The sequence below is a fragment of the Pseudomonas sp. 3MA1 genome, from assembly GCF_029237275.1.
Taxonomy (GTDB): Bacteria; Pseudomonadota; Gammaproteobacteria; order Pseudomonadales; family Pseudomonadaceae; genus Aquipseudomonas; species Aquipseudomonas fluorescens_AP.
This window is the reverse complement of record NZ_JAACFX010000002.1, coordinates 315,534-328,297: the sequence shown is the minus strand read 5'-3', so window position 1 is coordinate 328,297 and position 12,764 is coordinate 315,534. Positions and strand designations below refer to the sequence as shown.

Genomic DNA, 12,764 nt, shown 5'->3' with positions numbered 1-12,764 from the left:
GTATTTCACCTGGGGAGGGGGCATGCCACGCAGCAATCACTGAACGGAAAGACAGGCCTATGCAGCGGCTGTATCGGAAACGCATCGTGCTCGGCGTCGGCGGCGGCATTGCCGCCTATAAGAGCGCGGAGCTGGTTCGCCGACTCCTCGACCAGGGCGCCGAAGTGCGCGTGGTCATGACCCGGGGCGGCAGTGAATTCATCACCCCGCTGACCATGCAGGCCCTCTCCGGGCACCCTGTTCACCTCGACCTGCTGGATCCGGCCGCCGAAGCCGCCATGGGCCATATCGAGCTGGCCAAATGGGCCGACCTGGTGCTGATCGCCCCCGCCACCGCCGACCTGATTGCCCGCCTGGCCCAGGGCATTGCCGACGACCTGCTGACGACCCTGGTCCTGGCCACCGATGCCACCGTCGCCATCGCTCCTGCCATGAACCAGGCCATGTGGCGCGATCCGGCCACCCAGGCCAACACCCAACTGCTGCAAAGTCGCGGCCTGCGGGTCTTCGGCCCGGCCTCCGGAAGCCAGGCCTGTGGCGACGTCGGCCTGGGCCGCATGCTGGAAGCCAACGATCTGGCGCTGTGCGCCGCCGACTGCTTCCAGCACCAGGCACTGACCGGCAAACACCTGCTGATCACCGCCGGACCGACCCAGGAAAACATCGATCCGGTGCGCTACATCACCAACCATAGCTCAGGAAAAATGGGCTTCGCCCTGGCCGAGGCCGCTGTCGAGGCCGGTGCCCGGGTCACCCTGATCACAGGACCGGTACACCTGCCGACCCCCGACAGAGTCACGCGAATCGACGTGGTCAGCGCTCGCGACATGCTCGCGGCCTGTGAAGCAGCCATCCCGTGCGACGTTTTCATCGCCTCTGCGGCGGTCGCGGACTACCGCCCGGAAGTCGTCGCCCCACAGAAATTAAAGAAAGACCCTACGAAAGGTGATGGCCTGCTACTACAGATGGTGCGTAACCCAGACATCCTGGCCACCATCGCCAGCCGGCCGGATCGCCCTTTCAGTGTCGGTTTCGCCGCCGAGACCGAGAATCTGCTCGACTACGCTGCACGCAAATTGAAGGACAAGAACCTCGACCTGATCGTCGCCAACGACGTGGCCAACCCGAGCATTGGCTTCAACAGCGAGGAAAACGCCTGCAGCGTGATTGACCGGGAGTTGCACGCCACTCTCTTCGCCCAGACCAGCAAGGGCAAGATTGCCCGCCAACTGATCTCTTTTATCGCCGAACGGCTGAACCAGGTTTAACTCGCATGCACGCTTTACAAGCCAAGATCCTCGACCCACGCATCGGCAACGAATTCCCTCTGCCGCAGTACGCCACGCCGGGCTCCGCCGGCCTCGACCTGCGGGCCATGCTCAAGCAAGACACGATCCTGGAACCGGGCCAGACCCTGCTGATTCCAACCGGCCTGTCGGTCTACATCGGCGATCCGGGCCTGGCGGCGCTGATCCTGCCACGTTCGGGCCTGGGCCATAAGCACGGCATCGTACTGGGCAATCTGGTGGGGCTGATCGATTCGGACTACCAGGGCGAACTGATGGTGTCCTGCTGGAACCGTGGCCAGACCGCCTTCAACATCGCTGTCGGCGAGCGCATCGCCCAACTGGTGCTGGTGCCCGTGGTCCAGGCGCATTTCGAGGTGGTTGAAGCCTTTGACGAAAGCCAGCGCGGTGCTGGCGGTTTCGGTCACTCCGGCAGCCACTGATGACCCGGCCTCGGGTCGGGCCTCTCGCCCGGCCCGAGGATGACTGCCAGGGCATTACAGGGCCAACGAGCGCCGCTATCGACATCACGCTTCGGGCCCGCCAGGCCGGGCCCTTGAGCCGTCAAGGCCAGACCACCCCGGGGCAGATAGCACTTTCACAGTACGAACTCTATGCCGAAACCGCCGTCATACCCTTGAGTTTGAGCCTGCCGGCCCGCCATTTACCGGCCGTACTGCCCCCCCTTCAGATGGAGCACCCTCAGTGATGAGCAACGCAGCTAAAGTCGCCCCGACCTTTCCTGACAGCATCTTTCGCGCCTACGACATCCGCGGCGTTGTACCGCAAACCCTGACCGCCGAAACCGCCTACTGGATCGGCCGCGCCATCGGCTCCCAGAGCCTGGCCCAGGACGAGCCCAACGTCTGCGTAGGCCGGGACGGCCGCCTGTCCGGTCCGGAGCTGGTGGAGCAACTGATTCAGGGCCTGCAAGACAGCGGCTGCCACGTTTGCGATGTTGGCCTGGTGCCGACTCCAGCCCTGTACTACGCCGCCAATGTCCTGGCCGGCAAATCCGGGGTGATGCTCACCGGCAGCCACAACCCGTCGAACTACAACGGCTTCAAGATCGTCATCGCCGGCGACACCCTGGCCAACGAACAGATCCAGGCCCTGCACCAGCGCCTCAAGAGCAACAACCTGAGCAGTGCCCAGGGCAGCGTCACCCGGGTCGACATCCTGCCGCGCTACGCCGAGGAGATCACCCGCGACATCAAGCTGGCCCGCCGCCTGAAGGTCGTGGTGGACTGCGGCAACGGTGCCGCCGGGGTCATCGCTCCGCAGTTGATCGAAGCCCTGAACTGCGAAGTCATCCCGCTGTTCTGCGAGGTGGACGGCAACTTCCCCAACCACCACCCGGATCCGGGCAAGCCCGAGAACCTCGAAGATCTGATCGCCAAGGTCAAGGAAACCGGGGCCGACCTGGGCCTGGCCTTCGACGGCGACGGCGACCGCGTCGGCGTGGTGACCAACACCGGCAGCATCGTCTACCCCGATCGCCTGCTGATGCTGTTCGCCAAGGACGTGGTGGCGCGTAACCCGGACGCGGAGATCATCTTCGACGTCAAATGCACCCGCCGGCTGATTCCGCTGATCAAGGAGTACGGCGGTCGCCCGCTCATGTGGAAGACCGGTCACTCGTTGATCAAAAAGAAAATGAAACAGACCGGCGCCCTGCTCGCCGGCGAGATGAGCGGCCATGTGTTCTTCAAGGAGCGCTGGTTCGGTTTCGACGACGGCATTTATAGTGCCGCACGGTTGCTGGAGATCCTCAGCCAGGAAACATCCACTGCGGAAGAGCTGTTCGCCACCTTCCCGAACGATATTTCTACGCCAGAAATCAATATCCATGTGACCGAAGAGAGCAAATTCAGCATCATTGATGCCCTGCACGACGCGCAGTGGGGCGCAGGCGCCGACCTGACCACCATTGACGGCGTGCGAGTCGACTATGCCAAGGGCTGGGGCCTGGTTCGCGCCTCCAATACCACCCCTGTGCTGGTGCTGCGCTTCGAGGCTGATGACGAAGCCGAGCTGCAGCGGATTAAGGACGTGTTCCACGTCCAGCTGAAACGTGTTGCACCTGATCTCCAACTACCGTTTTGACTGTTTGAAGCACCGGAGCCCTGAATGACCATCGAACGCGATGCCGCCGCCAATACCGCCAAGGTCCTATCCGAAGCGCTGCCTTACATCCGCCGCTATGTCGGCAAGACCCTGGTGATCAAGTACGGCGGCAACGCTATGGAGAGCGAGGAGCTGAAAACCGGCTTCGCCCGCGACATCGTGCTGATGAAGGCTGTCGGGATCAACCCGGTGGTGGTGCACGGCGGCGGCCCGCAGATCGGCGACCTGCTCAAGCGCCTGTCGATTGAAAGCCACTTCGTCGACGGCATGCGCGTGACCGACGCGCAGACCATGGACGTGGTGGAGATGGTCCTCGGCGGCCAGGTCAACAAGGACATCGTCAACCTGATCAACCGGCATGGCGGCAGCGCCATCGGTCTGACCGGTAAAGATGCCGAGCTGATCCGTGCGAAAAAGCTCACCGTGACCCGCAAGACACCGGAAATGACCACGCCGGAAATCATCGATATCGGCCATGTGGGCGAAGTGGTGGGGATCAATACCGATCTGCTGAATCTGCTGGTCAAGGGCGATTTCATCCCGGTGATCGCACCGATTGGCGTTGGCGCCAATGGTGAGTCCTACAACATCAACGCCGATCTGGTCGCCGGCAAGGTGGCCGAAGCGCTGAAAGCCGAGAAGCTGATGCTGCTGACCAACATTGCCGGCCTGATGGACAAGTCAGGCAAGGTATTGACGGGCCTGAGCACCCAGCAGGTCGACGAACTGATCGCCGACGGCACCATCTACGGCGGCATGCTGCCGAAAATCCGCTGCGCCCTGGAAGCGGTGCAAGGCGGCGTCGGCAGCTCGCTGATCATCGACGGTCGCGTGCCCAACGCGATTCTGCTGGAGATCTTCACCGATACCGGTGTTGGCACCCTGATCAGCAATCGCAAGCGCCCTTAAGCGCCAGCGACAAAAAAGCCCCCGCCCGGGATGCCGGGCGGGGGCTTTTTTACGACGCAATCTTTGTGGGAGTTGGCTTGCGTAAGAGCGGGCTTGCCAGCGAAGGCGCTTACGCGGGCAACTCAAGACGCAAGCCGGCAAGCCGGCTCCTACGGTGTCAGATTCCGTACTGCGCGCGGTAGGCTTCCACTGCGGGCAGATGCTGCTTGAGCGCCGGGTCGTCTGCCAGGAACTGCAGGACCTGGGTCAGGGAAACGATGCTCACTACGGGAATACCGAAGTCACGCTCGACTTCCTGGATCGCCGACAGCTCGCCGTTGCCGCGCTCCTGACGGTTCAGGGCGATCAACACCCCGGCCGCCTTGGCGCCGTCCTGGGACTCGATGATCTGCATCACCTCGCGAATGGCGGTGCCTGCGGTGATCACGTCATCAATGATCAGCACGTCGCCGGTCAATGGGGCGCCTACCAGGCTGCCGCCCTCGCCGTGCGCCTTGGCTTCCTTGCGGTTGAAGCACCAAGGCAGATCGCGCTGATGATGCTCAGCCAGAGCAACGGCTGTAGCCGCTGCCAGAGGAATGCCTTTATAAGCCGGGCCAAACAGCACATCGAAGGCAATGCCGCTTTCGACGATCGCCGCGGCATAGAAACGCCCCAGCTGGGCCAGGGCCGAACCGCTGTTGAACAGGCCGGCATTGAAGAAGTAAGGACTGGTGCGCCCGGACTTCAGGGTGAACTCACCGAAGCGCAAAACCCCGCGATCGATGGCAAAACGAATGAAATCGCGCTGATACGCCTGCATGAAAAAACCCCAGATACCACGGATTTAGCTAATTAGGTAGAGCTCGGGTATCATACACGCACGTGATTTTTGGGGCCATTTATGCGGATCATCAGTGTGAACGTCAATGGTATTCAGGCTGCAGTGGAGCGTGGTTTGCTCAGTTGGCTGCAGGCACAGAATGCCGACGTCATCTGCCTGCAGGACACCCGCGCCTCTGCCTTTGAACTGGATGACCCAGCCTTCCAACTGGATGGCTACTTCCTTTATGCCTGCGATGCTGAAGTCCCTGCCCAAGGCGGCGTGGCTTTGTATTCGCGGTTGCAGCCGAAGGCGGTCATCAGCGGCCTCGGCTTCGAGACAGCCGATCGTTACGGGCGCTACCTGCAAGCCGATTTCGACAAGGTCAGCATCGCGACCTTGCTGCTTCCATCAGGGCAGAACGGCGATGAAGACTTGAACCAGAAGTTCAAGCTAATGGACGACTTCGCCCGTTATCTGGATAAACAGCGGCGCAAACGTCGCGAGTACATCTATTGTGGCTCGCTGTACGTGGCGCAACAGAAGCTGGATATCAAGAACTGGCGTGACAGCCAGCAATCTCCGGGCTTCCTGGCACCCGAGCGTGCCTGGATGGACGAGATCATTGGCAACATGGGCTATGTCGACGCACTGCGCGAAGTCAGCCGCGAAGGCGATCAGTACAGCTGGTGGCCGGACAACGAACAGGCCGAGATGCTCAACCTGGGCTGGCGCTTTGACTACCAGCTGCTGACTCCTGGCCTGCGCCGCTTTGTCCGTAGCGCTCGCCTGCCGCGTCAGCCGCGCTTCTCGCAGCACGCACCACTGATCGTGGACTATGACTGGACGCTGACCATCTAAGCGTCTTTTCAGAGCCACAAAAAAGCCGACATCGCTGTCGGCTTTTTTGTGCGTGCTCAATCTACTTGATCAGGCGCCAGGTGAAAGGATACCGATACGGCACGCCCTCACCCGCCTTGACCCCACCGATGATGGTCAGCACCAAGGCGCCAATCGCCAGCAGGCCGAACATAAAGAAACCGATCACCACGATCATCAACAGGAAGCAGACTGCCGACGCAATGGCGACCGTCAGCTGGAAGTTCAGCGCTTCCTTGCCCTGGGCATCGATAAAGGGATCCGTCTCGCGCTTCATCTGCCAGAGAATCAGCGGCCCGATCAGCGTACCGAAGGGAACCCAGATCCCCAGCAAGGCGGACAGGTGACAAAACATCGCCCATTGCCGGACTTCATGGCTCGGCGCAGGTTGTGGCAGTTGCTCATCACTCATGGTGCTCTCCTTGCTGAAGACCGGCGCCGATCAATCGGCGAGCGCCGCCTGCTGCAGTTGGAAAATCTCGTTCATGCCTTGCTGGGCCAGGGCCAGCATCGCGTTCAGTTCGGCCGGCTGGAACGGCGCGCCTTCGGCGGTGCCCTGCACTTCGATGAAACCACCGGTGCTGGTCATGACGACATTGAGGTCGGTTTCAGCGGCCGAGTCTTCCAGGTAGTCCAGGTCCAGGACCGGCTCACCCTGATACATACCCACCGATACTGCGGCAATCATCTGCTTCAACGGATCACCGCCTTTCAGGCCGCCACGCTTCTTGATCACTTTCAAGGCGTCGACCAGAGCCACCATCGCGCCAGTGATCGACGCGGTACGGGTGCCGCCATCAGCCTGGATCACATCGCAATCGACATACAGGGTGATGTCGCCCAGTTTGGACATGTCCAGCGCAGCGCGCAGGGAACGACCGATCAGGCGCTGGATCTCCAGGGTGCGGCCGCCCTGCTTGCCACGGCTGGCTTCACGCTGGTTACGCTCGCCGGTGGACCGCGGCAGCATGCCGTACTCGGCCGTCAACCAGCCTTGACCCTGGCCCTTGAGGAAGCGCGGTACACCATTCTCGACACTGACCGTGCAGATCACTTTGGTATCACCGAACTCGACCAGTACAGATCCCTCGGCGTGTTTGGTGTAGTTGCGGGTAATGCGGATCGAGCGGAGCTGATCGGCAGCGCGACCACTTGGACGTTTCATAGGGGAATACCTGTACGAGGACGGAACACTGCCGGGCATTATAAAGCCCGCAACCGCGCCAGGGCACGCCTAAAAAGGCCAAAGGCGCATTTGTACCTCAGATTGATCCTGTTGCGACGACCTGCGACCCATTGTCTGCAGCAGGGTTTGGGGACGCCTGTCGCACTGCGCTACAATCCTGCGCCTTCGCCGCCTACCGGCTTTAATTCATCTATCAGGCCTGCTCAGCCCGCTTGCGGTTGGCGTCGGCACTGAATCGGAGGTACCTCCATGGTGCATAGCATGACCGCCTTCGCACGAGTCGAACGGGCTGGAACTCGGGGCACCCTGAGCTGGGAGTTGCGCTCGGTCAACAGCCGCTACCTGGAGCCGCACCTGCGCTTGCCGGAAGCCTTCCGCGACCTCGAAGGCGCAGTCCGCGAAGCACTGCGCCAGGGTTTGTCCCGGGGCAAAGTCGAATGCACCCTGCGCTTCGCCGAGGAAACCACCGGCAAGCCATTGCAGGTCGATCGTGAGCGGGCAGCACAGCTGGTCGCAGCGGCCGAGACGGTTGCCGGCCTGATCAAGCAGCCGGCGGCCCTGAACCCGCTGGAAGTGCTGGCCTGGCCAGGCGTGCTGGTGGCCGACGCCAGCGATCCGCAAGCCTTGAACAGCGATGCCTTGGCCCTGTTCAACCAGGGCCTGAAAGAATTGAAGAGCGGTCGCGAACGCGAGGGCGCCGAGCTGGCCCGACTGATCAACGAGCGCCTGTCATCCATGGAGGAAGACGTCGCGACACTGCGCGAGCTGGTTCCGCAGATGCTCGCGACCCAGCGCCAGAAAGTCCTCGACCGTTTCGCCGACATGCAGGTCGAGCTGGACCCGACCCGCCTCGAGCAAGAGATGGTCCTGCTGGCGCAGAAAAGCGACGTCGCCGAAGAACTGGATCGCCTGAGCACCCACATCACCGAAGTACGCCGCGTGCTCAAGTCCGGCGGCGCTGCCGGTCGGCGCCTGGACTTCCTGATGCAGGAGCTCAACCGCGAAGCCAACACCCTGGGCTCCAAGGCCTTCGACCCGCGCAGCACCCAGGCTGCGGTCAACCTCAAGGTGTTGATCGAGCAGATGCGCGAACAAGTGCAGAACATTGAGTAAGGCAACTGACATGACCCACAGCACCGGCACCCTGTACATCATTTCCGCCCCATCGGGCGCAGGCAAAAGCAGCCTGGTCAAGGCTCTGACCGACGCCAACCCGGAGATCCGCGTCTCGATCTCCCACACCACCCGCGCCATGCGCCCGGGTGAAGTGAATGGCGTGAACTATCACTTCGTCGAACGCAGTGAATTCGTGAAGATGATCGAGCACGGCGACTTTCTGGAGCGCGCCGAAGTCTTCGGCAACCTCTATGGCACCTCGCAAAGCCACCTGCAGCAGACCCTGGACGAAGGCCACGACCTGATCCTGGAAATCGACTGGCAAGGCGCGGAGCAGGTGCGCAAGCTGATGCCCCAGGCGCGCTCGATCTTCATCCTGCCGCCATCCTTGCAGGCCTTGCACCAGCGCCTGACCAATCGCGGACAAGACAGCGACGAGATCATCGAAGGGCGGATGCGTGAAGCCGTCAGCGAAATGAGCCATTACGTCGACTACGACTACCTGATCATCAACGACGATTTCGCCCACGCGCTGGACGATCTGAAGGCCATTTTCCGCTCCAATCAACTGCAACAGAAACGTCAGCAGCAGCGTTTCGGCAAGTTGCTGGCCGAACTGCTGGGCTAAAACAGCACTTCCCAAAACCGCTGCAAGCGCTTTACATTGGCACTTGCAGCGCGTTGAAGAGCTTGGTCAAAAAATCAGCGCTTCCCTAAACGCTGGTGATTTTTTAAACTGTTGAGTCCGCTCGCCCATCCGGGCAGCGCGCATATTGCATTTGCTACGAGGAAGACCATGGCCCGCGTAACCGTTGAAGACTGTCTAGAACACGTGGATAACCGCTTTGAGCTGGTCATGCTCTCTACCAAGCGTGCCCGTCAACTGGCAACCGGCGGCAAAGAGCCGAAAGTAGCATGGGAAAACGACAAGCCTACCGTTGTCGCTCTGCGCGAAATCGCTGAAGGCCTGATCGACTATGCAGCTATCGCCGAAGCCGAAATCGTTGAAGACGAGCCGCTTTTTGCTGCTTTCGAGGACGAGTCCAACGAGGCAGTCTGAGCCTATGCCTGGTCGACGTAGCACGGCGCGGGATCACAGCTTACGGCAGGAGACATCATGCCGAGCATAGACGCCCTCGCCGATCGCTTATCGACCTATCTCGGCACGGACCAGGTCAATCTGGTCCGCCGAGCGTATTTCTACGCCGAACAAGCCCATGACGGTCAGCGCCGTCGCAGCGGCGAGGCGTACGTCACGCACCCACTCGCGGTAGCGAACATTCTTGCCGACATGCACATGGACCATCAGAGCCTGATGGCCGCGATGCTGCATGACGTGATCGAAGACACCGGCATCGCCAAGGAAGCGCTCAGCGCGCAGTTTGGCGAAACCGTGGCCGAACTGGTCGACGGGGTCAGCAAACTGACCCAGATGAACTTCGAGACCAAGGCCGAAGCCCAAGCGGAAAACTTCCAGAAGATGGCCATGGCCATGGCTCGCGATATTCGCGTGATCCTGGTCAAGCTGGCCGACCGCCTGCACAACATGCGCACCCTGGAAGTGCTCTCCGGCGAGAAGCGCCGGCGGATCGCCAAGGAAACCCTGGAGATCTACGCCCCCATCGCCAATCGCCTGGGCATGCACAGCATCCGCATCGAATTCGAAGACCTGGGCTTCAAGGCGATGCACCCGATGCGTTCCGCGCGGATCTACCAGGCGGTCAAGCGCGCCCGGGGCAATCGCAAGGAAATCGTCAACAAGATCGAAGAATCCCTCAGCCACTGCCTGGCCATCGACGGCATCCAGGGCGAGGTCAGCGGCCGCCAGAAGCATCTGTACGGTATCTACAAGAAGATGCGCGGCAAGCGTCGCGCCTTCAACGAGATCATGGATGTCTATGCGTTCCGCATCATCGTCGACAAGGTAGACACCTGCTATCGCGTGCTCGGTGCTGTACATAATTTGTACAAGCCACTGCCGGGACGCTTCAAGGACTACATCGCCATTCCCAAGGCCAACGGCTACCAGTCGCTGCATACCACGCTGTTCGGCATGCACGGAGTACCGATCGAGATCCAGATTCGTACCCGGGAAATGGAAGAAATGGCCAATAACGGCATCGCCGCCCACTGGCTGTACAAATCCAGCGGCGACGAACAGCCCAAAGGCACCCACGCCCGCGCCCGCCAATGGGTCAAGGGCGTCCTGGAGATGCAGCAACGCGCCGGCAACTCCCTGGAGTTCATCGAAAGCGTGAAGATCGACCTGTTCCCGGACGAGGTCTACGTGTTCACGCCCAAAGGCCGGATCATGGAGCTGCCCAAAGGCTCCACCGCGGTGGACTTCGCCTACGCGGTGCACACCGACGTGGGCAACAGTTGCATCGCCTGCCGGATCAACCGCCGCCTGGCCCCGCTGTCGGAACCCCTGCAAAGCGGCTCCACCGTGGAAATCGTCAGCGCCCCAGGGGCACGCCCAAATCCGGCCTGGCTCAACTTCGTGGTCACCGGCAAGGCCCGCACCCATATTCGTCACGCCCTCAAGCTGCAGCGCCGCTCCGAGTCCATCAGCCTCGGCGAACGCCTGCTGAACAAGGTGCTCAACGGTTTCGACAGCTCGCTGGAAAAAATCCCGGCGGAACGTGTCCAGGCGATTCTCCAGGAATACCGCCTGGAACTGATCGAGGACCTGCTGGAAGACATCGGCCTGGGCAACCGCATGGCCTACGTCGTGGCCCGCCGCCTGCTGGGCGAAGGCGAACAGTTGCCAAGCCCGGAAGGCCCGCTGGCGATCCGCGGCACCGAAGGCCTGGTGCTGAGCTACGCCAAGTGCTGCACGCCGATCCCGGGCGATCCGATCGTCGGCCACCTGTCCGCTGGCAAAGGGATGGTGGTGCACCTGGACAACTGCCGCAATATCAGCGAAATCCGCCACAACCCGGAAAAATGCATCCAGCTGTCCTGGGCCAAGGATGTCACCGGCGAATTCAACGTCGAACTGCGCGTCGAGCTGGAACACCAGCGCGGCCTGATCGCGCTGCTGGCCAGCAGCGTCAACGCCGCCGACGGCAACATCGAGAAAATCAGCATGGACGAACGCGATGGTCGCATCAGCGTGGTCCAACTGGTGGTCAGCGTGCACGACCGCGTGCACCTGGCCCGCGTGATCAAGAAACTGCGCGCCCTGACCGGGGTCATCCGCATCACCCGCATGCGCGCGTAGCCCGTCCATTACAAGGAGTCATTCATGACCAAGACCGTTATCACCAGCGAAAAGGCCCCGGCCGCCATCGGCACCTACTCCCAGGCCATCAAGGCGGGCAACACCGTCTACATGTCGGGCCAGATTCCCCTCGATCCAAAAACCATGGAACTGGTGGAAGGCTTCGAAGCCCAGACCATCCAGGTCTTCGAGAACCTCAAGTCGGTAGCCGAGGCCGCTGGCGGTTCGTTCAAGGACATCGTCAAGCTGAACATCTTCCTCACCGACCTGAGCCACTTCGCCAAGGTCAACGAGATCATGGGCAAGTACTTCCAGCAGCCTTACCCAGCCCGCGCCGCCATTGGCGTGGCCGCCCTGCCCAAGGGCGCACAGGTTGAAATGGATGCCATTCTGGTCATCGAGTAACACCCGCGGCGCAGCCCTTCAGGCTGCGCCGTTTTCGTTCTGAAAGGATTTCGTCATGCGCCAAGCGCTAGCTGTTTCGCTGCTCGCCGTATTGCTCGGCGGTTGTGCCAGCGACCCCGCCAAAAACGATGTCGGCGGCATCTGGATCAATCAGGTAGCGATCGACGCAGCCTCCAAAGGCGGCCCTTTGCGTGAAGCCCTCCAGGCTTACGGCCCGAACCTGGAATGGGAACTCAACACCAAGGCAGGCCAGGCCCGCTACACCAATGGCTTCGAGACCATCGAAGGCAAGATCGTCAGCGACGGCTCGAATACTGCAAAAGTCGAGTTCTATGGCAGCGCCGCCACGGAGCTGAAACGCAACGGCAAGCAATTGCTGCAAGTGGCCAACGACAACGAACCCGAACAGGTGTTCGTCCCGCCCAAGGACCCCGCACCTGAAGGCGCGCCACTGGGCGCCAACTTCGAGCGCGCGCTGTACTCGGCCTACCTGGGCGGCACGTGGAAAATCGTCAGCGGCCCGGGACTGGGCAACGAAGTCCAGTTCCAGGCCAACGGCGCCGTGCAAGGTTTGCCGGGGGCCGATCGCTATGCCCTGTGCCTGGCGGGCGACTGCGCCTCCATGAGCGGCGGTAACGACAGCATCTGGTTGCAGCTCAACGGCCAGGGCAATTCCTGGATCTTCGTGCGCAAGGACCAGCAACTGGAGATCTTCCAGGCAGTGAACAGCGCATTGGCGGATGAAGTGCCGTCGCTGGTGCCGGGCAACCAGCAATGGCTGCTGCAAAAGCAGTGACCCGGAGGTAGCCGCTGCCAACCGCAGCGGCTACG

13 protein-coding genes and 1 pseudogene are annotated in these 12,764 nt (G+C 61.6%); 11 read left to right on the top strand and 3 right to left on the bottom strand.

Annotated features, from left to right (window positions below):
• Nucleotides 1-59 precede the first annotated feature (59 nt).
• The 4 genes and pseudogenes from coaBC to argB all read left to right on the top strand — a co-directional run bounded on the left by coaBC (nt 60) and on the right by argB (nt 4,322).
• Nucleotides 60-1,268, top strand: a complete 1,209-nt coding sequence (gene coaBC / locus GWQ44_RS06615; RefSeq protein WP_060841715.1) for a bifunctional phosphopantothenoylcysteine decarboxylase/phosphopantothenate--cysteine ligase CoaBC — start codon at nt 60-62, stop codon at nt 1,266-1,268.
• A gap of 5 nt (nt 1,269-1,273) precedes the next feature.
• Nucleotides 1,274-1,729, top strand: coding sequence for a dUTP diphosphatase (gene dut / locus GWQ44_RS06610; RefSeq protein WP_016703155.1), 456 nt, complete (start codon nt 1,274-1,276; stop codon nt 1,727-1,729).
• 262 nt (nt 1,730-1,991) lie between these two features.
• Nucleotides 1,992-3,392: pseudogene (locus GWQ44_RS06605) on the top strand (phosphomannomutase/phosphoglucomutase); the annotation flags it as partial.
• 24 nt (nt 3,393-3,416) lie between these two features.
• Complete coding sequence (argB, locus tag GWQ44_RS06600) at nt 3,417-4,322, top strand: acetylglutamate kinase (RefSeq protein WP_016967157.1); 906 nt, start codon at nt 3,417-3,419, stop codon at nt 4,320-4,322.
• 157 nt (nt 4,323-4,479) lie between these two features.
• Here the strand turns inward: argB and pyrE are convergent, their stop codons facing one another.
• Nucleotides 4,480-5,124 carry an orotate phosphoribosyltransferase gene (pyrE, locus tag GWQ44_RS06595; protein WP_103741875.1) on the bottom strand — a complete coding sequence of 215 codons (645 nt, stop codon included), beginning with the start codon at nt 5,122-5,124 and terminating at the stop codon, nt 4,480-4,482.
• An 81-nt stretch (nt 5,125-5,205) separates the two neighbouring features.
• On the opposite strand from pyrE, the gene GWQ44_RS06590 reads away from it, so the two are divergent.
• A complete protein-coding gene (locus tag GWQ44_RS06590; RefSeq protein WP_011064227.1) occupies nt 5,206-5,985 on the top strand; it encodes an exodeoxyribonuclease III in 780 nt (259 codons plus the stop codon).
• 61 nt (nt 5,986-6,046) lie between these two features.
• Here GWQ44_RS06590 and GWQ44_RS06585 read toward each other — a convergent pair whose 3' ends face one another.
• Both GWQ44_RS06585 and rph read right to left on the bottom strand, forming a co-directional pair.
• Complete coding sequence (locus tag GWQ44_RS06585) at nt 6,047-6,415, bottom strand: DUF4870 domain-containing protein (protein ID WP_016964144.1); 369 nt, start codon at nt 6,413-6,415, stop codon at nt 6,047-6,049.
• A 30-nt stretch (nt 6,416-6,445) separates the two neighbouring features.
• On the bottom strand, nt 6,446-7,168 hold the full coding sequence (gene rph / locus GWQ44_RS06580; protein ID WP_016964145.1) for a ribonuclease PH: 723 nt from the start codon (nt 7,166-7,168) through the stop codon (nt 6,446-6,448).
• Nucleotides 7,169-7,438: 270 nt separating this feature from the next.
• Between rph and GWQ44_RS06575 the strand changes: the two genes are divergently transcribed.
• From GWQ44_RS06575 to GWQ44_RS06550, 6 genes are all read left to right on the top strand, one after another.
• Complete coding sequence (locus tag GWQ44_RS06575; protein ID WP_016964146.1) at nt 7,439-8,302, top strand: YicC/YloC family endoribonuclease; 864 nt, start codon at nt 7,439-7,441, stop codon at nt 8,300-8,302.
• Between the two features lie 10 nt (nt 8,303-8,312).
• Nucleotides 8,313-8,933 carry a guanylate kinase gene (gene gmk, locus GWQ44_RS06570; RefSeq protein ID WP_016964147.1) on the top strand — a complete coding sequence of 207 codons (621 nt, stop codon included), beginning with the start codon at nt 8,313-8,315 and terminating at the stop codon, nt 8,931-8,933.
• Between the two features lie 168 nt (nt 8,934-9,101).
• Nucleotides 9,102-9,365, top strand: a complete 264-nt coding sequence (gene rpoZ, locus GWQ44_RS06565; RefSeq protein ID WP_007921129.1) for a DNA-directed RNA polymerase subunit omega — start codon at nt 9,102-9,104, stop codon at nt 9,363-9,365.
• A 57-nt stretch (nt 9,366-9,422) separates the two neighbouring features.
• A complete protein-coding gene (gene spoT, locus GWQ44_RS06560; RefSeq protein ID WP_047306619.1) occupies nt 9,423-11,528 on the top strand; it encodes a bifunctional GTP diphosphokinase/guanosine-3',5'-bis pyrophosphate 3'-pyrophosphohydrolase in 2,106 nt (701 codons plus the stop codon).
• 24 nt (nt 11,529-11,552) lie between these two features.
• On the top strand, nt 11,553-11,933 hold the full coding sequence (locus tag GWQ44_RS06555; protein ID WP_016964149.1) for a RidA family protein: 381 nt from the start codon (nt 11,553-11,555) through the stop codon (nt 11,931-11,933).
• A 55-nt stretch (nt 11,934-11,988) separates the two neighbouring features.
• On the top strand, nt 11,989-12,729 hold the full coding sequence (locus GWQ44_RS06550; RefSeq protein ID WP_103741877.1) for a hypothetical protein: 741 nt from the start codon (nt 11,989-11,991) through the stop codon (nt 12,727-12,729).
• The last annotated feature ends 35 nt before the right edge of the window (nt 12,730-12,764 follow it).